Genomic DNA, 25,636 nt, shown 5'->3' on the forward strand with positions numbered 1-25,636 from the left:
ACGATGCACGTTTGGCGAAATCTAAAATTTTGAAAGAAACCGTGCTTTTCGAATTATATTTGGCAGGCAAAGATCTCGATTGATCGAGTGGATATTGTGACGGAAGAATATGATTTGATTGTGCAGCATTCCAAGCTGTATGGCAAAGAACAAAAATCAGTGATTTGGCAGCCATATTTGACGCTGATGGCATAGCAGCCAACTGCCATTAAATAAGTTTTGGAGGTACGATTGAATGGTTGAATTATGAAAAAAGTGTTGAATATCTAGGCGATTATGCAGAGAAATTACTCCAAGTCTTTACTGATGCAGAGAAAAATGGAAGAGGATTTAAAGTGATAGTAAAATGAAAACTGGTTTGAGTGATTTTAAGTATATAGAAAGCACCAGAGTAGCCCTTCCAATGTAATCTTAAAAAAAGCTATTCATTCTTTCCAAAAAGATGTAATCGATCTTAACTAATATAACCCAACTCACTTTCAATATATTGATCCAAACACAGGGAGAACTAGATCAGACCAACATTTCTACTTTAACGATTAGGAGAATAGCATGGAACTTAACTTTATAAAATTAATTGGAATGTTAAAACATAATGTGTCAACTGAGGAAGTTGCTCAAATTCTTAGTTTTTTAATAGAAAACGATTCCTTGCTGTTATTCTCCTTCTATGAGAGAAATCTTCATTTATTCGAGTCGGAGATTCAAGATTTCATCAATGAAAGACGTCTATTTACTAATTCCGAATGGGTATTGCCGTGGGAAGAGACAAGTCCTCACTGGGACAAACCAAATAATACTCCACCAAATATTATTTGGTTCTCAGTAAAGACAACGGACGAGATTATAAAAGCGATAGATATCGACAGTTTGTTTCGATGTGTTGTTGTGAAGGATGGCGACGACTTTTCGAAATACTCGAATATGATATTCCAACAAGAATATTATGCAACTTTTGACGAAGAAAATTTTAAGCATTATATTGGGTTTACGAACAAGGTTGAATTTCTTAACGCCACATGGTCAGAATTAAAGAACCGATTTCATGTAAACTTAGTTGAATAGAGTTGGAGGACCTTATTTGATAAATTCTAACACGGCCTCGGGTCTGTAAGGGTTTTGTGTAAACTCAATCAACCGATATTAAAAAGGTTTCATCCCCTAATTGGGACATCTTTCATGGAACCAACAAGGTGAAGGGCGTAAGGCGAAGCGAACCCTTGACACGTTGGTGTAGAGAAAGACAATCCCTTAGGGGTTGAAGCCTTTCTTTATTTTTTAACGGATGTGTGGATGTAGGAGATCCTAGAATCATTGATGCCATTGAACCAAGCATAGCAATAAAGCCGGTTACACCCTTAGCGTGGTGAAAACAAAATGTTTTTGCTTTCTGAATCGCTTAGGTTAATAACGGATGAACATCCTTTCTGGATTGTTGGAAAATATTGTTGGAAAAGAGTGGCTCAAAGCTAAAGACCTTCTAGCGGGAGACGTATTGATTACTTTGGATGATAAGAAACTAGTGTAACTACCTTTTCTACAGGAGCATTTCGAGAGACATGGATCAGACTTTGGTCTCAACCCCCAGTGGAATATGCAAAATGGCAAATGACTTCTTTAAAAACAGAAGTAATTCTCAGGTTAAGGTTGATTGCGAGGGAAAGATTAGAGAGTATGACCAAAATACCGACGTTTTTGGTTCCTATAATTCTCGTGGTTACACTAGAACCTTCTTTAAACCTACATCACCTACTTATTGGAGTAGGCAACCAGGGAGATGATGATCAATATGAACAGGTGCTTTGTTTGCAATTATAATGAACTTTTGGAGGCCCCATACAATGAAAGGGGAATACCTTCAGACGAAATATGCCCGTGTTGTGGGATTCACTATGGTTATGATGACGATGATGTACCTGATAAAGAGGCGGTTTACAAAAAATGGAGAGATAATTGGGTTAGCAATGGATGCGTTTGGTTTTCAAAAGGGAGACGCCCTCCTGTAGGTTGGAATTCAATCGAACAATTAAACAGAGGTAAATAAATCATATCTAGGGCAGCACCATTTGTTGAAATATCTACTTAGAGGCACAGCCTTCTTGATTAGCCAACTCACATCAATTAAACTAATCCGCTAGATATGCTCAAGTTCAACGAGTTAAATTTTCTTCCAACTATTTGTCTATTAACAGGAAGAAAAACTCATTTAAAGTACGGCTCTTGAACCTCATTGCACACCAAGTGTGCGCCTCTTTATCTGAGGAGAGAGGACGGTGTCAGCTTAATCGTAACACTATTTGAAAGCTTGGTTGTATCGCGGAATGGTAGAATCTTTGTGTCGTCAGATAATAGGATTAACTGGGTACCTTCTTTACTTCAACAACGCCTCTCTAAACTAATCCGAAAAGGTAACTTTTCGGATTAGTTGGTTATTACTTCTAAAGATCCATGGTATTGGGGCCAGGCCGTCGTACAGCATACAAGGATAGCGGGATGATTCATTGTGTTACACAACAACCTTGATTCAAGATAATGGTTTCATCTGAACGGGTAGGATAGAGAAATACCGGCAGGACCTATCCCAGCAGTTCTTTGGCTCCGTTCATCACTAAGGGCATTGTCTGTTTAACGAATGATTCCGCACTAATTAGACGCCCCTCATTGTTCCAAACGTAAGCCGCCCCATACATCCCCCAACTTAACATGATAGAAGCTGTATTTATTAAGAATTGCGCGTTTGGACTCGATAGCATCTTGTCTTCGTCTATAAAGGAAAGAAGAATCGTTTGAATTTTTTCCTTTATTTGAATTTCGAATACAGGTCCAAGCGATTCATACCTTCTTTTACACATAGTGCTTAGACCCTTGTGAAAATCGCATACACCCAGAAAAATACTCTGAATTGTTTCTTCATTTAATACTTCATGACCGCTTATTCTACGATTTATGATAGTCATAAATGATTCCATTAGTTTGGCCTCAAGAATTTCGAACTTATCTACAAAGTGCGCATAAAAAGTCGTTCTGTTAACAGTAGCCCGCTCTGCAATATCCCTAACGGTTATCGATTCAAAATCTTTCTCTTGAATTAGTGAATCGAAAGCGTCTTGAAGGAGTCGCCGTGTACGTACCACACGAGGATCAGCTTCATTCTTTTTCATTGTCATGGTTAGGATCTCCCCCATAAAAACGACATTATAGAGATGGTGTTGTCTATACAACGGTTTAGGGTTATTGATGATTGCGCATCAATCAGTTGTTATTATAACCTACAAATACAACAAGTGTTGTTCAAACAACCAGTGTTGTATTTGAACGAAAAACTGCATGCAGCTTTTCCAAACCAAAAGGAGGAGAGAACCATGTCAATTTCACAACCATCGCAAACGATGGAGTACCAACCTTTTTTCGATGTTATTCAAGAACGCCGGTCGGTTCGTAGTTATAATCCCGAGGTCAAAATTTCGCGGGAGGAACTGGCCGAAATACTGCGGCAAGCCACGCTGGCTCCTTCAGCCGCTAACCTGCAGCCGTGGCGGTTTCTCGTTATCGACGCGCCGGAGCTGAAGCAGAAGCTGCTTCCGATCGCATTCAATCAACAGCAAGTGGTCGAAGCTTCGGCTGTCGTCGCCGTTCTTGGAGACCTCAAGAACATCCGGATGGCCGAGAAGATTTACGGTCAAGCTGTCGATGCGGGCTTCATGCCTGCGGATACGGCAAAATCGATGGTTAAACACTATACCGGCATGTATTCGAGCATGCCACTCGAGGACATCCGCCAAATCGCTTATACCGACGGCGGGCTAGTATCGATGCAACTCATGCTTGTCGCCCGCGCTAAAGGATACGACACGGTACCGATTGGCGGCTACGACAAACAAAAGTTCATGGAAGCTTTCCGCATATCAGAACGCTACATTCCGATTATGCTGATCGCCATCGGCAAGGCGGCGAAGCCCGGTCATCCGACTGTGAGGCTGGCAGTCGATGAGGTAGCTTTCTTTAACGAAATGCCTAAGGAATAACAAACTGTAAAAGGGGGACCGCCAGCATTTTAACGAAAATATGCGCTAAGCCGCCAACCATTACCGGATTGGCGCTTTTTATTACTTTAAGGATAATCCGGCACTTTGCAAAGAACCCAACCAAATAAAACAAGAGCAAGAAGAGATATGAGTCCGAATACGGCACGCCAACCGATAAGGTCACCAAGCAAGTGCCGACCGGCACCCCGAACGTAAGTGCAATCGGCGTTCCTACCATCACGACAGCCAAGGTGCTCAAATTGGTTTGTAAAGAATGCTAGTTTTACAAAATAGCAGCTATTCAATTTGGAACCACATGGACTACGCAGTGTTTGTAACAAAAGCACCTTTAAAACGTAATCCGTTCATGCCTGATGACACAAACATGTATACCAACGGGGCGGTTTCATAATCACTATTTACTTGTAATTGCTGATTATAATTCAAGGGTGAATACGTTCCAGATGAACGGTATACATGTTTGTGTCATTTTGGTACCTATATTTGTGTCACTCGACAGTTCACAGTAGGGGTTTACTCAGTCATTATCATGGGATCCAGATAATTATACATAATATCAATTATGTATAAATAACGAAAGTACTCATAAGCCACTTGACAATCCATAGATGGAGGTTTATCAAACAATATCGGAACATGCAAAATACGTCTAAAAAAATCCTCAACGTGCGATACTGCGATGTAAAGTAATAGTATGTTTGAGTTGCAAAATCGATTGGCAGTATGCTTGTGTCGGCAGACATGTACTATTATGGAGAGGGGCTACTTAGTTGTTTTAGACAATATGAAGATCGTGGTATAAAAAGTCTACACATTCCTTACATACAAAAGTGTTTTGTAAATTAACCTTCTTTGTATGGAATGAAGCAATGCTTGTTCTTTTCTTGTCACCAGTAGCACTCGATTTAGGGGAACATGCTAGGAACGGGATAGCTGCTTTGATTGCCGTGGCTATTTGGAGCCTTTCTCTGCTATTGACCGCGATTTAAAACTCATGAACTTCTCATTCAGCAGGGGTAGTGCCTTCTTTTTTCAATCGATTATAATAGCGTATAAAAGCCATTTATGGTTAGGAGAAAGAGGGAACCTCCATGACTTATACGACACAGGAAAACGGTGTTTTTCCAGCAGTCTGTTCACTTGATTGCCCGGACCAATGTGGATTGCTCCTTCATAAAAAAGAGGGGAAAATCGTCAAAATCGAAGGGGACCCGAACCATCCGGTGACGAAGGGGAATATTTGCAACAAAGTCCGCAACATGACAGAGCGCATTTACGATCCCAAGCGACTCACGCATCCGTTGAAGCGTGTTGGCAAAAAGGGGAGCGGGGGGTTTGTTCGAATCAGTTGGGAAGAAGCCATCACTACCATAACCGAACGTTGGCGTGCCTTGATCGATTCAGACGGTCCCGAGAGCATCTTGCCTTACAGCTTTTACGGGAACATGGGGCGAATTAGTGTCGAAGGAATGGATCGCCGCTTTTTCCATCGGATGGGGGCTAGTCAGCTTGACCGTACGATCTGCAACAGTGCAGGGGCTGTAGGGTACAGCTACACGATGGGCGGAGCTTTTGGAACAGATCCGGAAGACACCGTTCATTCCAAGCTGTTCATCATGTGGGGAATCAATACGGTCAGCACCAACATGCATCAAGTGGTATTTGCAGAACAGGCTCGAAAAAATGGGGCGAAGATCGTCGTGATCGATGTCCATAAAAATCAGACGGGTCGATGGGCTGATTGGTTTATCCCGATTTTACCCGGAACAGATACAGCTTTGGCTTTGGGTATCATGCATGTGCTTTTTGCAGAAAACTTGGTGGATTCAGCCTTTATGGAAAAGTATACGGTAGGACATGAAGAGCTCAGGGAGCATGTTCGTACCTACGATCCTGCTACCGTATCAGCCATAACGGGAGTCCCTGTCGACGATATTTACAAATTGGCGAGAATGTATGGCACCACTTCGCCGTCCTTTATTCGCATTGGAAACGGCATTCAGCATCACGACAATGGTGGAATGTGTGTAAGGACGATTGCTTGTCTTCCGGCCCTGACAGGGCAGTGGCTCGTCAAAGGTGGTGGGGCCAATAAAGGAAATAAAGGTTTCTTGGAGCACAACAAGCTTGCCGTGCAGCGACCAGATTTGCTGGCCAATAAACAGACGAGAGTCATTAACATGAATGAGCTTGGAAAAGCGTTGCTCAATACAGAGCCGCCGGTGAAATCGCTCTTCGTCTATACGAGCAACCCAGCCATTGTTGCACCGGATGGAAACAAAGTACGGCAAGGCTTGGCGAGAGAGGATTTATTCACCGTTGTGCATGATTTATTTTTGACGGAGACGGCTCTTTATGCCGATATCGTTTTGCCAGCGACGTCTTCTTATGAAAATACGGATTTTTACACGTCGTATTGGCATCATTACATTCAACTTCAGCAACCGGTGATCGCCCCGTTTGGAGAGAGCAAGTCCAACACGGATGTTTTCCGCTTGCTGGCTGCCGCCATGGGGTATGACGAACCTGTTTTTCAAGACAGTGATGCAGAGATGGTCAGACAGGCGTTGGAGGGGCACGGCAATCCTCATTTGGAAGGAATCACGTATGAAACTTTGGTCGAAAAACAATATGCCAAAGCAAATTTGGAACCTTTCTTTTTGGAACATCTCCCCACACCAAGTGGCAAAATTGAGCTTTACTCGCAGGCAATGGAAAAACGAGGGCTGCCCCCATTACCGACGTACACGCCATTGGTAAATGATGGGAATTTCCCGTATTTATTTGTGCCGGGACCGAATCACAACTATTTGAACTCCACGTTCTCGAATAATGAGAAGCATAAGAAAATGGAGAAAATACCACGTTTGCATATGAATGAGGCAGATGCGTCTGTATCAGGCATAAGTGACGGAGATACGGTCCGCATATGGAATGAGCGGGGAGAATGCGAGCTGGTTGTATCGATAGGAGAAAATGTTTTACCGGGAGTGGTGGTTAGTCAAGGCTTGTGGGCTGATGCTCCTCACTCAAAGCATTATGTAAATGTGCTGACCCCGGATCGCATCGCGGACATGGGGGGAGGAGCTACCTTTTTTTCCGGGCGTGTCGATGTGGAGAAGGTCATACGATAAAAATCAGCGAGTGTCTCGATTGTAGCCGGACACTCGCTGGTTACTTTTATTACCCGAAAGGATAGCAAGGGTTATAGTGAGGGAGTTGTCCAATGATCATAGTTGCTGTAAAACCAATTCATCTTAATTATTTTTGAGCTTTACACAAAAACAGCATGTCTTTAATGATATCTACGACAACATTTGGCTGATCAATATGAATGGCATGTCCAGCATTTTCAACGATGATATGCTTGCTGCGGGTTGATAATTTCGTAAGCTCTTTATGTAAATGGACCCAAGCAGCCATAGATTCGGGATTATGATGAGGTTGTAATGTACCCGATACGACAATGAGTGGCTTGTTGCCAAGTGATTTAGAATTCCGAGCTTGTTCAAAGCTTTCTTCTATCTCTTGAATAGAACCTTCAAGAACAAACTGACTATAGTACGCTGCTTGAACTTCTTCAGAGAACAAAGGAACCATGACTTTATTTTGATCTTCATGACATGGATCTAATAAAATCACTCCGGCAACCTCTTCTGGGAATGTACTTGCATATAGTCGAACATTCAATCCCCCAAAAGAGTGCCCGACCAAAACGTAAGGGGGAGACACGTTTGCTTTCTGAAGCAAGCTTCTAAGATTCTCAATGATTTGCTGACTATGACGAGGTCTTTTATCATTTTCACTTTCCCCTATACCTGCTCGGTCATAAATGAACATCCTAGTATGCTTTGAAATGTCACCACCAATTGAACTCCAGTAGTTCAATGTACACCCATAACCAGAATCAAAAACCACCGTCGGAAAATCACTTATTTCACCAAAATATTTGAAACATAGTCTAACTCCACCGATGTCGAGCTTTTGACTCGGTTCATTTATTCCAATGTCACTCATTTTATCTCCTCCAAATATTTTTTTATTTGGTTCATTTCCACAAATCATGCAATCATCCTTTTTTTGTAAGAGAACTTTAGCTATACCCTTTGCATACAAAAAAGTGTCCCTACTGCACATGGCAGAGGGACACTTTTTTATGTCACTTACAAAACAAAGCTGACGACGATACCAGACAAAAGACTAACCAGCGTGGCACCGAACAACAGCTTCAACCCAAAGCGAGCAACCACATTGGATTGTTTCTCATTCAGCCCTTTCACCGCACCAGCGATAATGCCGATAGAGGAGAAGTTCGCGAACGAAACGAGGAAGACGGAGAGAATTCCTACTGTACGTGGGCTCAGTTCAGATACGACTTTTCCCAGCTCGATCATCGCTACAAACTCGTTCGTTACGAGCTTCGTCGCCATGATACTACCAGCCGTCATCGCTTCCCCAAAAGGAATGCCCATCAGGACGGCAAAAGGAGCGAAGACGAATCCGAGCATTTCTTGGAACGTCCAGCCGAAAATCATGCCGAACAAGCTATTCACAGCTGCGATCAAAGCAACAAAACCGAGCAGCATGGCTCCCACGACTACCGCTACCTTGAATCCGTCCATGATGTACTCGACGAGCATTTCGAAAAAGGACTGCTTTTCATTACTTTGAATCTCCAGTAAATCTTCTTCTTCGTTCACTGTATAAGGGTTGATAATCGAAGCGATAATAAAGCCGCCAAACAGATTCAAGAACAGGGCCGTGACAACGTATTTTGGCTCAATCATCGTCATGTACGCACCGACAATCGACATCGAAACGGTTGACATGGCTGACGCGCACAGCGTATACAGACGGTGCTCCGGCAAGGAACCGAGCTGTTTTTTCACCGTGATGAATACTTCATTTTGGCCGACAATAGCAGAAGCAACAGCGTTGTAAGACTCCAGCTTACCCATGCCGTTAATTTTGCTCAGAACAAAGCCAATTGCTTTCATGATCATCGGCAAAATCTTGAAGTGACGCAAAATACCGATGAGGACGGAAATGAAGACGATTGGGAGCAAAACACCAAGGAAAAAGGACATTTGTCCGTCGTTTGCCAGATTGCCAAATACGAAATTGATTCCTTCCGCAGCAAAAGCAAGAAGCTTTTCAAACGATTTGGAAATGGCTGAAACGAATATAAACCCAAACTTGGTATGCAGAAGAAGAAAGGCGAGCAAAAATTGCAGAGCAATCATGACGATGATCGGTCTGTATTTGACCTGTTTTCGACTATTGCTCCCTAACAATGCTAACCCGATCACGATGAGTATGCCAGCGATGGGAATGATAAAATTCATTACAACCTCCAAGAAATTAAATAGTACTAAACTTAAAAGGCAAAAAAACGCACTTCCCGACAAGAGAAGTGAAAGCGGTTTATATTCTATCATCCCGATAATATGATTGCAATTTATATGTATGTTCAGAATTGTTGTCTGTTTGCGTTTGGAGCGCTGAAATCGGGCGTACTAGCATAAGCCCACCACCATACGGTTTATGGAGGAGGTGAAATCCCTTGGATGAGTTGCAGAGGCTCAAACAGTTTATCACTTCAGCAGAGCATGTCTGGACTCAGATCGCGAATTCGCCGAGAGGAAAGCCTGTTTATACCGTAAACGGTGTGGATTACACGCCATTGCCCGAAAAATACAACACCAAACGAAAAATCTCCCGTATTTTCCGCCGGTATTGGGGGAAGCAATTGACGGAAGTGATGATTCGGAATCTCCATTTGCGGATGCTGAAAGGTAAGCTCTGTGTTCCTTACCGTGACATCCCGCCTTTTCCAGCAACCGTGCTGTCGTTGCAGATAAAAGTGAATCTGCCGGATCATCGGACCGTGGCTGCGATCCTGAGCGGGGGAGGGAAAAAAACAAGAGTGGACTACCGTTTGATCCGAGTCGGCGCAACCAAAACGTTCACGATCATGAAACGCTCAGGCGAGCAGTTTGATCTGAGATATCAATCTCTGGCTACCATACCCCTCAACCCGAAGGCACAACCCGTACGTAGAACCAAGCAACGGGGAAGAACCAAAAAGTAACGAAAAGCTCCTCAATTCCCCCGAAACATAAGGGGCGAGGAGCTTTTGTTATACCGTTACGTACGAATGGAAACACGGTACTCCCGCAGCCAATAATCCAGCTGACCGAGATAGGCGAACAACTGAGGTGTACTCATGAGCTGACCGAAAAACGGAATGCTCGAAGCCTGTGCATCTGACTCAGCAATTTTTCGAATCGTTGGAACATCTACCAGTTGAAGCAGTGGAGAGGAAGAGTCGTTTATGATATCCAGCAGCCAAGAGCGAACGGCTTCCGTATAGGCTGGATTGTGTGTTTTTGGGTACGGGCTTTTCTTGCGGTACAAAACCTCATCAGGCAAGATTCCTTCCATGGCTTTTCGCAAAATTCCTTTTTCCCGATGCCCGTACGTCTTCATATCCCATGGGATGTTCCAAACGTATTCCACGATACGGTGGTCACAGAACGGGACACGCGCTTCCAGACTGGCCGCCATACTCATTCGGTCTTTGCGATCCAATAATGTGTTCATGAACCACGTTATATTCAAATAAAACATTTCCCGTCGGCGAGCTTCAATCGGATCTTCCCCTGGAAGATGTGGGACTTCATTGAGAGATTCCTCATATCGCATGGCAACGTATTCCTCTGGTTTGACCCAATCACGAAGATCAGGGGATAGCCAGGTGGCACGTTCTTTTGTCGCTCTCGACCAAGGAAAGGTTCCGGCATTTAACAGCTCCTCACGATGAAACCACGGATACCCGCCAAATACTTCATCTGCACATTCTCCAGAGAGGACGACGGTTGTCTCTTTTTTTATTTCGCGGCAAAACAGGTAAAGGGACGCATCTACATCAGCCATCCCCGGCAAGTCGCGGGCGAGTGTCGCTGTTTTCAAGGATTCGATCAAATCTTCAGTGTCGAACTCAATCGTGTGGTGCTCGGTTCCGAGAAACTTTGTAACGAGTTGCACAAAAGGTTCATCCTCATTCGGTTGAAAAGCACTCGCCTTGAAATGTTTTCGGTTGTCGACGTAATCGATGGAGTAGCTGTGCAGGGTGCCGCGGCCTGTTTTTTGAAAATGATTTGCCGCAACGGCTGTAATAATGCTCGAGTCCAACCCACCTGACAAGAGGGTCGAAACGGGCACATCCGCAACCAATTGGCGTTCAATCGAATCCGTGACTAACTCCCGGACACGTTCCGCTGTTGTCTCCAGGTCATCTGTATGTGGGTGGCTTTCGAGCTGCCAGTAGCGTTTTTGCTTGACGCCATCCCGCGTCACTAACAGATAAGCGCCGGGCCGAACCTCGTGTACGTTGTGAAAAACACCATGGCCAGGCGTACGGGCGGGACTGATTCCGAAAACCTCCGCCAAGCCTTCACGAGAGAGCTCTGGTTTGACTTCGGGGTGAGCGAGCAAGGCTTTCAGCTCAGAGGCAAGCAGAAATGAACTGCCTCTTTGCGCATAAAACAGCGGCTTAACCCCCATACGGTCACGACCGACAAACAATCTTTGTTCGCGTTCGTCCCAGATCGCAAAAGCAAAGATTCCGTTTAGCTTTGACAGACATTCTGGGCCCCACTCCAAATACGTGTGCAAAAGCACCTCCGTGTCCGAGTGAGATTGAAAAGTATGTCCGCAAGCAAGCAGCTCTGCTCGCAAATCCTCAGTATTATACAATTCACCATTGTAAATCATGGTGCAGGCATGTTCGTTTTTGAGAGCCGACATGGGCTGCTGTCCGCCCGCAGGGTCTACGACCACAAGGCGACGATGACCGAGGGCCGCGCGAGGAGTCAGCCAAAAGCCTTCTGCATCAGGGCCTCGATCCTTGAGGCATTGGGTCATTTTTTGCAGTACATTACGTTCACCAGATAAGTCCTTTTCCCAATCAATCCATCCTACAATTCCACACATGGCATGATCACCCTTCTCCTGAAGCATTGCACACACAGCGTATGCAATTAGCCCAACGAGGTTGTCTGTCCAGCAGGGAATTGCGGGTAATATGCGGAATTTATAGAAGATTTAAACTAAGGGAGGCTACGGTGGATAATCTCACGTTATTGCTCATTGAAAGAATGGGCATTCTTTTGACGCTGGCATTTATTTTGACAAGGACACCGTTGTTTCGCCAGCTTTTAGACCGCGAATTGCACGTAGGGACGTCAATTGCATTTTCCGTGATGTTCGGGTTGTTTGGGATTGCAGGTACATATGCAGGAGTGGTCGTGCAAGGGGAGAGCTATCTTCCTGCGTTTTGGATATTTCGTTTGTCCCATGATGAAATAATTGCCAATTCTACTTTGGTAGGGGTCGTTATTGGAGGTTTGCTAGGGGGACCTCTCGTTGGCTTGGGGGCAGGTGTCATGGCTGGACTTCATGTCTTTCAATTGGGAGGATTCGCCGCAGTACCGATGGGCTTGTCGATCCCGATCACGGGGTTGCTGGCAGGATATGTAGCGCGTTTTTTCTCACAGGAGCGGGTTATTTCTCCGTCCAAAGCCATGTTCATCGGCATGTTCGCGCCCATTATTCAGATGTCGCTTTTATTGATCATGGCAGCTCCACCCGAGCTGGCGCGAACCATGGTCAACGTAATTGGAATCCCGATGGTGCTGACGAACAGCGTTTCGATTGCGATTTTTACGACGATGATACGGGTTGCCTTGCAAGAGGCAGAACGTTCGGCTGCCATTGAGGCGGAGCGTTCCTTTACGATAGCGGAAAGAATTTTGCCACACCTGAAAAGGGGGCTTACACCGCAAACGGCTCAGTCCGCAGCCCTCGTTTTACAAAAAGAAACGAAAGCAGCAGCCGTTGCGGTAACCGATCGAGAACGGCTTCTTGCGCACGTTGGAGTGGGGGCAGATCATCATCATCCGGGAGAAGCGCTCCATAGCGAGCTCGATAAGCGGGCTCTGTATAGCGGTGGAATCGACAAGGGATTGTCGCGAGAGAGTGTCGGGTGCAAGCGGAAAAATTGTAGCCTGCATGCCGCGATTCTCGTGCCGATTAAAGAGGGGGACAGCGTCGTTGGTCTGATCAAACTCTATTATCGGAGGCCGCAACAAATAGGAAGGGTCCAGGAAGCATTGGCAAAAGGGCTTGGCAACCTGATCTCCAATCAATTGACCCTATCTCTCACGGAGCAAATGAAAGGTTTGATGAAGGATGCAGAGTTGCGGATGCTACAGGCACAGATTCATCCTCACTTTTTGTTTAACACATTAAATTCAATTGTGACCTTGATACGAATTGATCCGCAGCTGGCCCGGCATATGACCATTCAGCTTGGCGTGTTCATGCGTTTTAACCTGAAGCTAACAGCGAGTCCGCTTGTCACCGTGAGACAGGAGTTGGATCACCTGCATGCTTATTTGGAAATTATCAAAATCAGATTTTCCGAGCAATTCGCCGTTCGCACTATCATTGATGCGGGGGTAGAGGAAGCTCTTATTCCCCCTGGCACGTTGCAGCCGTTATTTGAGAACTGCATTCAGCATGGTGTTCGCGACATCACGAACGGCGGTGAGATCATTCTCCATGTGAAACGGGAGGATGTGCATGTTGTTTTTCAAATCGAAGATAATGGACAAGGCTTTCCAGACAACTTGCTGCCAGTTCTAGGAAAGGTGCCCATGGAGAGTAAGGAGGGCAACGGAATTGGCATCCATAATGTCAACCAACGTCTGATCAGCTTGTGCGGACAAGATGCCCAACTTCATTTTGCCAATAAACCAGAAGGCGGCAGTACGATTACCTTTACGATTCCGATTACAAAAGAGGTGAGTGCCTGATGCCAATACGCGTCATGATTGCAGAAGACGAGCGACTAGCACGCGAAGAACTGAGTTATTTACTGCTACAGGAAGGAGACGTAGAACTGCTGCCCTATGCTACTAACGGGCGAGAGCTTTTGGAATTGGTCGATGTGCACGAGCCGGATGTCGTCTTCCTCGATATGAAAATGCCTGAGCTGGAAGGAGCGCAGGCAGCGAGAATGCTCGCTTCACGCAAGCAGCATCCCCTCATCGTTTTTTGTACCGCGTATGAGGAATTTGCCATCGATGCATTTAAGCTGTACGCCGTCGACTATTTGTTGAAGCCTACGGAGCCCAAGCGGTTGGTAGAAACGATGCAACGAATACGAGAGCGTCTGGTCAAGCCAAAAGTAGAGCCTGTCCAGACCAAACGAACCAAGCTGTTGGTAGAAGACAACAGCAGATTAGTGGTTATTGATCCAGCGACGATTGTCTATGCAGTGCGGGAGGAGCGATATGTGCAAATCGTCACCCAAACGGCTACCTACTCGACGAGAATGACCCTGACACAACTGGCGGATAAGCTTTTCGCATACGACTTTTTCCGTACCCACAAAAGCTATTTGGTCAATCTTCAATACATAAGCGAGCTCGAACCCTGGTTCAACGGTGCCTACAACCTGATTTTGAAGGGAGAAGGTAGACCACGTATCCCCGTGTCTCGGACCTCCGCTAAGGATTTGCTCAAACGGCTCGAGGAGTAAGCCTGGTGATCCATTGGTTTGCAGATCGTGGTTAAAAATCTGCCACTGACACACGCTCCCCGACATCTTGCGCAGAAAAATACACGGTTAGAAAAGGATTCTCTACAATGTAGGAAGCGCTTACATTTTTGTAGATGAGGGGGAGGTTCCCATGGGCAAATCCGCTTCGGCAAAAAAAGCCGAGGATCAGAAGAAGGATGCTGTTGATTATGCAAAAGTGATTCAGTCAGCCACTTTCAAAGAGCTTTTAAGAAGAAAAAAAGCATTTATTTTGCCATCTTCTATTTTTTTCTTCGTGTTTTACTTTACCCTTCCGATTTTAACCTCCTACTTCACCGTACTGAATCAACCAGCGTTTGGAGCCATTTCGTGGGCGTGGGTATTTGCCTTTGCTCAGTTCGTCATGACATGGGGTCTCTGTATCCTGTACACGAGGCGGGCAGAGCAGTTTGATCAGCTCGTTGAGAAAATCAAACAAGAGGCAGGTGGAAGGGGCTAATGAACGTTACTGCATTTTTACTCTTTCTCGTCATTGTTCTATTGACGCTTGTCATCACTTTTTACGCTTCGAAAAAGACGAATACGACTAGTGAGTTTTATACCGCTGGAGGAGGCTTGACGGGTTGGCAAAACGGCCTCGCGATTGCGGGAGATTACATGTCCGCTGCTTCCTTCCTGGGAATTGCCGGAATGATTGCGTTGAGCGGGTTTGATGGATTCTTCTACAGTATCGGTTTTCTTGTCGCGTATCTCGTTGTGCTCTATTTGGTAGCAGAGCCTTTGCGTAATTTAGGAAAATACACGATGGCTGATATGATAGCCGCGCGTTTTGACAATAAAAAGGTTCGTGGTGTCGCCGCTCTCAATTCGATTGCCATCTCGATTTTTTACATGATCGCGCAATTGGTTGGAGCAGGGGCCTTGATCAAGCTGCTCTTGGGGCTGGATTACACGACCTCCGTATTGATCGTAGGGGCATTGATGACGATCTACGTCGTCTTCGGAGGGATGACGGCGACCTCGTGGGTGCAGATCGTAAAGGCAGTTTTGTTGATGGTCGGGACATTCATCATCTCTATGATGGTTTTCGCCAAATTCGATTTTAATCTATTGAAAATGTTCGAGCAAATGAAGACGGCGACACCATTGGGAGAACAATTCCTCAATCCTGGCAACAAGTTTAAAGTAGGGCTCGATACGATTTCACTGAATCTCGCGCTTGTGCTCGGAACAGCTGGATTGCCGCATATTTTGATTCGTTTCTTCACCGTAAAAGATGCCACAACAGCTCGCAAGTCGGTCGTGTACGCGACGTGGATCATTGGTGTCTTCTATGTCATGACGATCTTCCTCGGCTTTGGGGCGGCAGCGTTTGTCGGAGCGGGAAATATGGACCCGGCAGGTAACATGGGAGCTCCTCTGCTTGCGCAAGCACTCGGCGGAAATTTCTTGTTCGCCTTCGTGTCCGCGGTTGCCTTCGCTACCATTCTCGCGGTAGTGGCTGGGCTGGTGCTGACTGCGGCTTCTGCGTTTGCGCACGACTTTTATGGACACGTATTACGTCAAGGAAAAGCAACGGAAAAGGAGCAGATGAAGATGGCCAAATGGGCGTCTGTCGGAGTCTCGATTGTCTCTATCTTGCTCGCCTTGTTTGCGCAAAATCTGAACGTGGCTTTCCTTGTTGCCTTGGCTTTCGCAGTAGCGGCGAGTGCAAATCTACCAGTGATTTTGTTCACGATCTTCTGGAAAAGGTTCAATACGGCGGGAGCAATCAGCGGGATGCTCGTCGGATTGTTCAGCGCTCTCATTCTGGTTGCGTTGAGTCCGAACGTTTGGAATCCTGTGGCTGGAAAAGCTATTTTGGTCGGCGAAGCGCTGTTCCCGTTACCGAACCCGGGTATTGTCTCGATCCCGTTAGGGTTTTTGGCAGCATGGATCGGAACCTTGTTGTCCAGCTCCCGTGATGATAAGAAGTACGATGAAATTTTGGTGAAAGCGAATACAGGAATGAAAGATTCAGCGTAGAAACAGTAAACATAGGAAGCTCATGCCACGAAGAGAAGGCTGGGGTTAGCCCCTGGTCTTTTTTTCATTTTTGCAAGAAGGGAGAGGTATTGTCCGTGACGACGATCATCTTTTTCCTTGCCGTCATTATCGGGACGATGGCCATCACTTATTCGGCTGCCCAACAGACAGGAACGACGAGAGATTTCTATGCAGCTGGAAATCGCTTGAATGGGTTACAAAATGGCATTGCCATTGCAGGAGATTACATGAGTGCTGCTTCGTTTTTGGGGATTGCGGGAACGATTGCGATGTACGGCTTTGACGGGTTCGTGTATGCGATTGGCTTTTTTGTCTCTTATCTGATTATTTTGTTTTTAGTAGCGGAGCCGTTGCATAATTTGGGGCGATATACGTTGGCAGACGCGATTGCCGTCAGGTTTGACAGTCTTTGGCTGCGTGGCGTTGTTGCCTGTACGACACTATTAATTACGATTTTTTACATGCTGGCGCAATTAGTTGGGGCAGGTGCCCTCATTCATTATTTATTGGGAGTCCGTTACGATACGGCGGTCCTGATTGTCGGGAGCCTGATGACATTTTACGTCGTGTTCGGCGGGATGGTTGCGACCTCATGGGTTCAGATTATTAAAGCGATTTTGCTCCTGACGGGGACGTTGATCTTAAGTCTGATCGTGTTTGCACGTTTTGATTGGAGCTTCTCCGAAATGTTTTCCCATGTGAGTACGATTACACCTCTTCAGGAACAGTTCTTGCAGCCGGGTAATCAGCTTCATGATCCGCTTGAAACGATCTCCCTGCATTTGGCCTTGATTCTCGGTACCGCGGGACTGCCCCATATTATCTCCCGGTTGTTCACAGTCAAGGACGCAAAGACGACGCGTAATTCGATTTACACCGCTACCTGGGTCATCGGCGCTTTTTACTTGATGACGATCTTCCTCGGTTTCGGGGCGAGCACGTTTGTAGGCTACGAGGCATTGAAAAATGTGGGCTTCGGGGGGAATTTGACTGTCACACTCTTGGCGGATGCTCTCGGCGGAGAGTTTTTGATGGCGTATATTGCTGCCGTTGCCTTCGCGACGATATTGGCGGTCGTGACAGGACTCGTGCTCTCCGCCTCTTCTGCATTCGCGCATGATGTCTACAGTCATCTGATCAGGCGAGGGGTGGCATCAGAAAAAGAACAAGTCACCATGGCAAAGCTTTCGTCAGTTGCGGTGGGCGTGATCTCCATTTGGCTGGCGATCGGTGCAGAAAAAATGAACGTGGCGATTCTGGTTGCGCTGACGTTTGCGGTCGCAGCATCATCCAATTTGCCACTGCTGTTGTTTACCTTGTATTGGAAGCGGTTTACTGTAAGAGGAGCGATTTGTGGTGTCCTGACAGGGTTAACGGCATCAGTAGTCCTTGTCTTCTTGGGACCGACTGTTATGCATCCCGTAACCGGACTTATTCGTGCGGAGCCACTATTTCCACTGACGAATCCTGGTTTGGTCTCTATACCCCTCGGCTTTTTAGGGGCAGTGCTCGGAACACTACTGGATCGGCCTGATCCGGATGCCGAGAGGAAGTACCAACGCGTACTGTTTCAGGCGTTGACGGGAATCCGAGTTCCACCTGCGAAGAAATCGGAACAAGAATCTGCATAAAGCCCAGCCGCGTGCCCCACTCTAGGAATAAAGGAGGAGGGGTAAGTGGGGACGACGAAAGAGTCAGACGCTTTATCACATGACCAGCCAGATGTTTATGAGCGCGCAAGGCTGGCACTGGATGATCTGATTGGCGAGCTATGTGAAGCACTGGAAGAGGAAGATACCACATCCTATAAGCGAAAAGGCTATGAAATGATCGGAAGCTACTTTCCTGAGCCGGTCAACACCGGGGAGTTAACGTTGATCTATGCAGCGGTGCTTGCCGATATCCTCTATAAGCTGGAGTTGACACAGCATGAGGAAAACGTAACGATGATCCGTGATGAGTACAGCATGATGAAAAAAGACGATTGAGTGGCGACCCCGTTTGAGGGTCGTTTTTTGATTGGCACGATCTCACCCTGCATGTTTCGTTGGGCAATCATTCATACTACGGGTAAACGACATCAAAATGGGTGATTGGTATGGAAAAGGTCGGGCTCGTTTTGCAGGGAGGGGGTAGCCGTGGAATTTATACTGCTGGCGTTTTGGATTACTTCATGGAGCAGGAGCTATACATTCCGTATGTGATTGCTGTATCAGCAGGTGCATGCAATGGGGCGGCATACCTGGCGAGACAGCACGGATTGGGCAAGATTTATCATACGAAATACATTCGTGATCCCCGATACTTTCACTACAAAAATTTGATCAAGAAGCGCTCGCTGTTTGGCATGGATTTTATTTTCAATGAGATGCCTAACAAACTGGAGCCGTTCGCCTTTGATCGGTTTCGTGAAGCCAAGGAACAGTTTGTTGTTGTCACGACGGATTGCGCGACAGGGGATGCCGTTTACTTTACGAAAGACGACTGTGAGGATATTTTTCATGTGATTCGGGCTTCGTGCAGTCTTCCGTTTCTATCACCCAAAGTTGCGTTCAACGGACGTAAACTATGGGATGGAGGCATCGTGCATCCGGTACCTTTTGTGAAGTCCAAGCTTGATGGCAATCAAAAACATATTATAGTGCTTACTTCTTCTTGTCCGCCAAGTGAGTGGATGCGCAAGCTTTCGCGTGTCGAGCGTTTTTTTCCCAAAAGTAAGCGCTTGTGTCAAGCATTCATTCGTCATTTTCGTATCTATTGTGAGGCTATTGAGCAGGTCAAAGAGATGCAAAAGGAAGGCAAAGCGTTTGTCATCGCACCTCCCGTCGGTACCTTTCTACGAGGTTTTGAACGTCAAGAGGAGAAGCTGGAGCATTATTACTCACAAGGCTACCAGGATGCACGTACCCAATTTTCTGGGCTTTGTACATGGCTTGGTCTTGGAAGACACAGATGAAAAACGAGGAGGAATCTGTTCCGGGGATGTTTTTTCGGCAAAATCCCGCGAAACAGGTTTTTTCAAAGCAAAGATAGGGAAGAAGCATCAGGGGAGGACGGAATCAGGAGGAAAGACCCCATGAAATATGTGAATGTAGACCTAGTAGAGCCAGGAGACGTTTTGGCTCGAAGCATTTATACAAGCGAGGGTTTGACGCTCTTGCATGCAGGTGTCCAACTGACTGTCGGAATGATTAATAAATTGCGCCGGTTTGGCGTCACGATGCTAAGCATCAAAGACCCGCTGCTCGACGAAGTGAAAGAGCAGGAGGTCGTCACGGAGACCACTCGGAAGGACGCAATCCGCAATCTGTCACAAGCGATTTCGTGTGTGCAGTCCGGAAAAAACTTCGATGTCCGCGGCATTCAAAAATCAGTGGGAAGTATCATCGATGAAACCTTGAGAAATCGTCGTGTGCTCTTGAATCTGGGAGAAATTCGCACGACCGACAACGCTATGTACATTCATTCCTTGAATGTGTGCATGATGGCGACAGTAATGGGCGTTGGATTAGGTTATAATACGGCTCAACTAAAAGAGCTCGCCATCGGCGCCCTCTTGCATGACATTGGAAAGCTGTCAGTCGACAAGGAAGCACCAGCATACAAAAAGAACAGCAAAACGAATCATCATACCTGGCTGGGCTTTGATCTGTTGCGTAAAAAACATGAGATGAGTATTGTGTCCGCACATGTCCCTTTGCAGCATCATGAATGGGTGGATGGTAGTGGGCAGCCACGAGGACTGACTGGCGATGAGATTCATGATTTCGCCAAGATTGTGGCGATTTGTAACTACTATGACAATCTCATCTCGCCTTTTTCGGGGGAAGAAGAGACGTTGCCAGCGTATGAGGCTTGCGAAAAAGTCATGGGGCTTGCGGAGAAACGCTTCGATCATAAAATGGTCATTCACTTTTTGCGCTCGATTGCCATGTACCCGACAGGAACCTCGCTTAAGCTGTCAACAGGCGAAATTGGTGTGATCATTGATCAAAATAAAGGCTTGCCTTCGCGCCCAGTCGTTCGGGTTATTCGAAGAGACCAACAGGCGACTCGGCGGATGGTGGATGATCATGAGATTACGGACATTGATTTAAGTGAAAAGCCTACTATTTTTATCACGGCTGTCATGGACTAGCGCATTGAAAGATTAGGACTCCCTATCAGGGAATATCCCTACCAAGATCAGGGAATACCCCTACATACACGTAGGGCCCACAGGGCTACAATGAAATCAAGGCAGATGGATACATAGAGCTACACCGCATTTGCCAGATGAAAAAGAGGAAGGACGTGTCATTATGTCCCGCATTCTAGTTCCTGTTGATTTCTCAGCGCAGTCCATTCAGGCTGTCCGCTTCGCGCTGGCCTACGCCAAAAATAAGCATGATATCACATTGCTTCATGCCATCTCTCCGTTCCCTTCACGCAATGTTGTCAGAAGGTTGGGACGAGATGTCGTAGAAGATTATCAATTGGATGAAGCAAGAGAAGATCTGAAGAAATTTCTGGCGATCGTAGAAGAAGCAGGTATCACGTATGAATTGGAGATTGAATTCGGAGAGCCGCATGAAGTCATTGCCAAGCACGCTGCGAATGACTATGCCGCCATCGTAATGGGAACACACGGCTACGGCCGCATTACAGGCTTCCTGTTGCAAAGCGTCAGCTATCCGACACTCCATGATGTCAAAGTTCCGGTTTTCCTCATTGCAGAGGAGACAGATGAGAGCCGCTTCCCTTGGAACAAAGTACTCATTGCAGTAGATGGTTCCGATCATTCGATGGAAGCTGCGAAAAAAGCCATTGAGATGAGTCAGCACCTCCCAGATGTATCGTATACGCTTTTGTCCGTTGTCATCCCACCAGCCACATATGCAGGTGTATATGGCGTAGGCTGGGATAACATGAATACACTCGAAGGTTGGGGACGTGAATCGTTAAAACCTTGCGAGGAGATGCTTGAAGCTGCATCGCTTCCTTTTGAAAGCAAGGTCGTGGTCGGAGATCCAGCGACTGTGATCCGCCAGACCGCTGAAGAAATCGATGCTGGACTGGTTGTGCTTGGTCATCATGGCCAAGGTGCAGTCGCAGGTACGCTGCTCGGCAGTGTGACATTTAAAACGATTCATCGTACGAAAACACCACTCCTCATTGTGAAAACATAGCATTTTACTAGAAAAAGCTGTCCGTTTGGTGGACAGCTTTTTTGCTTGGTCGTATGTCTCTTACGATAGCGTTTGCGCCTGCTTGTGTTCGAGAAGTTGGTTAGCTCCATCTTGTGTTACTTCCGCCGAATCCCACTTGATTTGCTTACATCCCCATGCAGCGAGCAGAAGGATGACAGATGCAATCAGAAATACCGTAATCAACGAAGTCATCTGCATGAGCGGACCTGCTGCAAAGGAACCGACCATCATGAGTCCGACCATGAGCGGTGAGATCGTTCCATTCACCCTTCCGATATATGCTTCATCCACGAGCTTGATCATGAACATACCGATTACAATCTGTAAAAATGCCATCCCTATTCCGGTAAAAAAGCGCATCGCTGCAGTTAGGTACATCCATACAGAGAGAACTTCTACGGCGACGGAGAGAGCGAAGAATATTAATCCACCTGTAATGACCCAGCGACTATTCAAGCGTTCCAGATAAATGGAAGCCAAGATGCCGCCCAACAGCATACCCAAACCGTCTAGCGCGGTAAACCATTGAATGGCTTCCTTGGAAAGTAAAAGACGATCCGTGATGACAAATACCTCCAGTGAATTGATAAAACCCGAGGATAACCCCAGACATGAAAAGGTAATGGCGATCCGGCGCAAGGCTGGTCGCTTTTTTACATAGGCAAAACCTGCTTTAATCTCAGAAAGGAGAGTTCCGCCTTCCTCTGTTGCACTGGCAGTTGAGGTGGGAAGTATCAGCAAGATCAGTGCCGAGACGAAGAACAGCCCGGCCATCGTTAACAGGGAAGGGTAGATGCCCCACTGCTCAAAGAAAAAGGTACCAATAATCGGGCCAACCAGCAGAAAAATCGAACCCGTACTTTGGGAAATAGACACAGCTGCTGCAACTTGCTCATCAGGAATATGACGTTTCATCATCTTGGCAGAAGAAGGCTGGGAGAACTGCGACACGATAGCCGAGATAAAGGTCGCAAAGAATACAGCGATCCACATCCCTTGCCAGAGCAAATACACGATGACCAATACAGAGAGGGCGCTTAACAGGTTTCCGGCTATCATCGTTCGCTTCGGGTTCCAGCGATCAGCCAATGCCCCGCCAATAATCGAAAAAACCAAGATCGGCGCAAGTTCGATAGCAGTCAAAAGCGATACGGCGGTCGGATTGTTGCCGCTCGTCTCCATGACATAGTAGAGCAAGGCCATGTTGCGAATCCATATACCAATATTTTCTAATGTATCCGTGATAAAAACGGTAAGAAAAACTTTGTTTCCCCAAAGACCTTTCATGGGTCATATCACTCCCGAAAAATTATACCGAACGTCCGGTCTAATTAAAGTTGAAAAAAATGCTACCTGGCAATAATGCCGTGCAGCAAAACGTCAATGCTCCTTTTCAGCAGAGCATGAAGACGCTCATCTTCCATTTGATAACCTACATTGATGATTCCATTCATGAGCCCTTCCAGTATCATCGCCATTTCTTCGGGATCGCATGGAGCGAACTCCCTTCGGTCGATTCCTTCTTGGAAGAGTGAGGTATAGAGGGTATACGTGGAGCCGAGCATTTCCAGCACTTGTTCCAAAATGACTGGATCAGCGAGCTGGCTGCCGGAGAACTCTTCGCCTGCTTTTTTCAGAGGGTGGGACAAAAAATCCTCCAAGAAAAAGGCAGCTAAGCCGTACAGCTTTTCGATGGATGTCTCGAATTCTTTTTCTTTTTCCTGCCATAAATCTACCCATTCGCTGTACTGCTTTTCAAGCAAATGCAGGAACAACTGCTCCTTGTTTTTAAAGTGGTAATAGAGGCTGCCCTTACTCGCTCCAGTTGCTTGGCAAATGTCCTCAATGGAAGTGGCTGAATAGCCTTTCTGAGAAAATAACTCGGTGGCTTTCTCTACGATATGTTGCTTGGTTTTCTCCCCATCGAGACGGCGCTTTGACATTATAGAAATGCTCCTTATTATAGACTGAACGTTCGGTTTAGTTTTAGTTTATTCGATCTGACAGGGAAGTGCAAGTGCTCGATTGAGAAAAAGGGACAGAGGGAAAAATGAGAAGAAGCGAGTGAGGGGAGGGGCTATCTTGCAAATCGGTTGTCATGTCAGTATTCGTCACGGGTACGAGGAGGCGGCGAGAACTGCATTCAGAGAAGGAGCGTTAGCATTTCAATTTTTCCCGAAAAACCCGCGTAGCTTAGGTGTCAAGCAATTCGATGCCCTGGACGCAGAGCGATGTCGCGCTTTTTGTCAGCAAAATGGCATGCTATCGATTGCTCATACACCATATCCAGTGAATCTTTGCGTCGAGGAGCAGGAGCTTTTCGCCGTTACAGTGGGCTCCGTACGAAATGATCTTGAAATTGCCGAAGCCTGTGGGGCGTTGGGTGTGGTCGTTCACTTTGGCCAGTATAAAGGCGCGGATGTCCTTACCGGATACAAAATCATGATCCAGATGGTCAATCAAATACTGGATGGCTGGAATGGAAAAGCCCAGCTGTTAATTGAAAACAATGCTGGACAAGGCAACCGCATGGGCACGACACTCGAAGAGCTTACGCAGGTTCGACAACTGTTTGCTGAGCCAAGAAAGGTAGGCTTTTGCTTGGATACGTGTCATGCATTTGCCAGCGGATTGTGGAAAGGGAATGATTGGGGAGAAGTAGCTGATCGGATGCGAGAGCTCGATTATTTTACGAGCCTGCGAGCCGTTCATCTGAACGATTCCGTTTATCCGAGTGGTTCCTTTCGAGACCGGCATGCCTCTATCGGTAAAGGGATGATCGGGGATGCAGCCATTGCCGCTTTTTTACAAACACCCGAATTGCGGGAACTTCCCATCGTTCTGGAAACCGCGAGAGGCTCAGAAGGGGGACATCGCGAAGAAATCAAACATGTCCGTCTGCTTATAGACAATTGGCAGGGCTGACCATGTTGTGGTAGAGTGTGAAATGATGTGTTCAACACGGGAGGGGTATCTATGAAAAAGCGTATTAAGGTGACGATTGCGGATTTTACTCATCTGACTGAAAACTTGAATAACCCGGAGGAGCTCGCTCTGTACGAAGCGGCGAACGGAAATACATACGATGCTGAAATCGAGCATGATGGATATGCGATTGTAGATGTGACTGACGAAGATTATATCGAGCTGGCCCCAGGTGAGTATCAGCTGATGATCGAGGAGTGGACAAGCGCCGGACAAATCGGCGAGTGGACGCTGCAAACCATGTCAGACCCAGCGGATGACAAAGCTTTGCTGTACCGCACAGTGGACAAGGCTGGAACGGAAATACAAGCACCACAATCATTACCGAAGCAGGTAGTCGAGCTGGTTGCAAATACGTGGTTTGGCAAAAAAGCAAAGAAGATTGACGAGTAATCCAAGAACGAAAAGGAGCGCTGCAAGGTAGCGCTCCTTTTTTATGTCAATAAGAGTGTATACGGACGCTCATCTGTAGCATTGAGCCTTATGAAGATTATCCCTCAGTTTATACTGACGAGGATCTTGCTTTTAAAAGGTACCGATGAACAAAAAAAGCTGGTGAGAAGAAAAAGCGCAGGACTCGCAGACCTTGACAACGCCTACCCAGTCGGAACTTCAAAAAGGGGACCCGGTTGTCGAACACTTCTTCCCTGAGAAACGTCCGCCCGTAGGGTGGCTTTGGCTCGACGGTCCCCTTTTTGAAGTGGAGACGGACAGTCAATCCCCCTTGTGGGCGTGTCAGAGTCGAAGAGAACTGCGCTTTTTCT

General features: G+C 46.4%; 21 protein-coding genes and 1 pseudogene. 16 read left to right on the forward strand and 6 right to left on the reverse strand.

From position 1 onward, the window contains the following. Positions 1–552 precede the first annotated feature (552 nt). On the forward strand, positions 553–1,065 hold the full coding sequence (locus HP567_RS14535) for a hypothetical protein (RefSeq protein WP_173609737.1): 513 nt from the start codon (positions 553–555) through the stop codon (positions 1,063–1,065). A gap of 1,511 nt (positions 1,066–2,576) precedes the next feature. Here the strand turns inward: HP567_RS14535 and HP567_RS14540 are convergent. Further along, the gene (locus HP567_RS14540; protein WP_173609736.1) at positions 2,577–3,167 is read right to left on the reverse strand and encodes a TetR/AcrR family transcriptional regulator; all 591 of its coding nucleotides are present in this window, start codon (positions 3,165–3,167) and stop codon (positions 2,577–2,579) included. 195 nt (positions 3,168–3,362) lie between these two features. On the opposite strand from HP567_RS14540, the gene HP567_RS14545 reads away from it, so the two are divergent. From HP567_RS14545 to HP567_RS14560, 3 genes and pseudogenes are all read left to right on the forward strand, one after another. Then, on the forward strand, positions 3,363–4,025 hold the full coding sequence (locus HP567_RS14545; RefSeq protein ID WP_173609735.1) for a nitroreductase family protein: 663 nt from the start codon (positions 3,363–3,365) through the stop codon (positions 4,023–4,025). 863 nt (positions 4,026–4,888) lie between these two features. Further along, positions 4,889–5,032, forward strand: a pseudogene (locus tag HP567_RS14555) (DUF418 domain-containing protein); the annotation flags it as partial. A 105-nt stretch (positions 5,033–5,137) separates the two neighbouring features. Then, on the forward strand, positions 5,138–7,180 hold the full coding sequence (locus tag HP567_RS14560; protein WP_173609734.1) for a molybdopterin-containing oxidoreductase family protein: 2,043 nt from the start codon (positions 5,138–5,140) through the stop codon (positions 7,178–7,180). A gap of 127 nt (positions 7,181–7,307) precedes the next feature. On the opposite strand, the gene HP567_RS14565 is transcribed toward HP567_RS14560, so the two are convergent. Further along, positions 7,308–8,063, reverse strand: a complete 756-nt coding sequence (locus HP567_RS14565; protein WP_173609733.1) for an alpha/beta fold hydrolase — start codon at positions 8,061–8,063, stop codon at positions 7,308–7,310. A 146-nt stretch (positions 8,064–8,209) separates the two neighbouring features. Further along, entirely contained in the window at positions 8,210–9,391 is a 1,182-nt protein-coding gene (locus tag HP567_RS14570; protein WP_173609732.1) for a NupC/NupG family nucleoside CNT transporter, read from the reverse strand. A gap of 218 nt (positions 9,392–9,609) precedes the next feature. Here HP567_RS14570 and HP567_RS14575 point away from each other — a divergent pair, with 218 nt between their 5' ends. After that, positions 9,610–10,137, forward strand: a complete 528-nt coding sequence (locus HP567_RS14575; RefSeq protein ID WP_173609731.1) for a hypothetical protein — start codon at positions 9,610–9,612, stop codon at positions 10,135–10,137. A 56-nt stretch (positions 10,138–10,193) separates the two neighbouring features. On the opposite strand, the gene asnB is transcribed toward HP567_RS14575, so the two are convergent. Next, entirely contained in the window at positions 10,194–12,041 is a 1,848-nt protein-coding gene (gene asnB, locus HP567_RS14580) for an asparagine synthase (glutamine-hydrolyzing) (protein WP_173609730.1), read from the reverse strand. A 131-nt stretch (positions 12,042–12,172) separates the two neighbouring features. Between asnB and HP567_RS14585 the strand changes: the two genes are divergently transcribed. The 9 genes from HP567_RS14585 (at position 12,173) to HP567_RS14625 (ending at position 21,866) form a co-directional block, all read left to right on the forward strand. After that, positions 12,173–13,924, forward strand: a complete 1,752-nt coding sequence (locus HP567_RS14585) for a LytS/YhcK type 5TM receptor domain-containing protein (RefSeq protein WP_173609729.1) — start codon at positions 12,173–12,175, stop codon at positions 13,922–13,924. Continuing rightward, positions 13,924–14,652, forward strand: a complete 729-nt coding sequence (locus HP567_RS14590; protein ID WP_173609728.1) for a LytR/AlgR family response regulator transcription factor — start codon at positions 13,924–13,926, stop codon at positions 14,650–14,652. The genes HP567_RS14585 and HP567_RS14590 overlap by 1 nt, the downstream gene beginning before the upstream one ends. Positions 14,653–14,803: 151 nt before the next feature. Further along, complete coding sequence (locus HP567_RS14595; protein ID WP_017247858.1) at positions 14,804–15,151, forward strand: DUF485 domain-containing protein; 348 nt, start codon at positions 14,804–14,806, stop codon at positions 15,149–15,151. Then, entirely contained in the window at positions 15,151–16,677 is a 1,527-nt protein-coding gene (locus HP567_RS14600; protein WP_173609727.1) for a solute symporter family protein, read from the forward strand. Before HP567_RS14595 ends, HP567_RS14600 begins: the two co-directional genes overlap by 1 nt. Before the next feature lie 89 nt (positions 16,678–16,766). Next, positions 16,767–18,329 (forward strand): solute symporter family protein, encoded by a 1,563-nt coding sequence (locus HP567_RS14605; RefSeq protein ID WP_370648009.1) that lies wholly within the window; start codon positions 16,767–16,769, stop codon positions 18,327–18,329. Positions 18,330–18,374: 45 nt separating this feature from the next. After that, entirely contained in the window at positions 18,375–18,686 is a 312-nt protein-coding gene (locus HP567_RS14610) for a hypothetical protein (protein WP_173609725.1), read from the forward strand. Positions 18,687–18,796: 110 nt separating this feature from the next. Then, positions 18,797–19,654, forward strand: coding sequence for a patatin-like phospholipase family protein (locus tag HP567_RS14615; RefSeq protein WP_173609724.1), 858 nt, complete (start codon positions 18,797–18,799; stop codon positions 19,652–19,654). 120 nt (positions 19,655–19,774) lie between these two features. Next, the gene (locus HP567_RS14620; protein ID WP_173609723.1) at positions 19,775–20,836 is read left to right on the forward strand and encodes an HD-GYP domain-containing protein; all 1,062 of its coding nucleotides are present in this window, start codon (positions 19,775–19,777) and stop codon (positions 20,834–20,836) included. A gap of 163 nt (positions 20,837–20,999) precedes the next feature. Further along, the gene (locus HP567_RS14625) at positions 21,000–21,866 is read left to right on the forward strand and encodes a universal stress protein (RefSeq protein WP_173609722.1); all 867 of its coding nucleotides are present in this window, start codon (positions 21,000–21,002) and stop codon (positions 21,864–21,866) included. 60 nt (positions 21,867–21,926) lie between these two features. On the opposite strand, the gene HP567_RS14630 is transcribed toward HP567_RS14625, so the two are convergent. After that, positions 21,927–23,174, reverse strand: a complete 1,248-nt coding sequence (locus tag HP567_RS14630) for an MFS transporter (protein WP_173609721.1) — start codon at positions 23,172–23,174, stop codon at positions 21,927–21,929. Between the two features lie 62 nt (positions 23,175–23,236). Continuing rightward, on the reverse strand, positions 23,237–23,830 hold the full coding sequence (locus HP567_RS14635; RefSeq protein WP_173609720.1) for a TetR/AcrR family transcriptional regulator: 594 nt from the start codon (positions 23,828–23,830) through the stop codon (positions 23,237–23,239). Positions 23,831–23,969: 139 nt separating this feature from the next. Here HP567_RS14635 and HP567_RS14640 point away from each other — a divergent pair, with 139 nt between their 5' ends. Together HP567_RS14640 and HP567_RS14645 are read left to right on the forward strand one after the other, a co-directional pair. After that, the gene (locus tag HP567_RS14640) at positions 23,970–24,812 is read left to right on the forward strand and encodes a deoxyribonuclease IV (RefSeq protein WP_173609719.1); all 843 of its coding nucleotides are present in this window, start codon (positions 23,970–23,972) and stop codon (positions 24,810–24,812) included. Positions 24,813–24,863: 51 nt separating this feature from the next. Next, entirely contained in the window at positions 24,864–25,265 is a 402-nt protein-coding gene (locus tag HP567_RS14645; protein ID WP_173609718.1) for a hypothetical protein, read from the forward strand. Positions 25,266–25,636 lie beyond the last annotated feature (371 nt).

Origin of the sequence: Brevibacillus sp. M2.1A (assembly GCF_013284355.2) — a bacterium.
Classification (GTDB): domain Bacteria; phylum Bacillota; class Bacilli; order Brevibacillales; family Brevibacillaceae; genus Brevibacillus.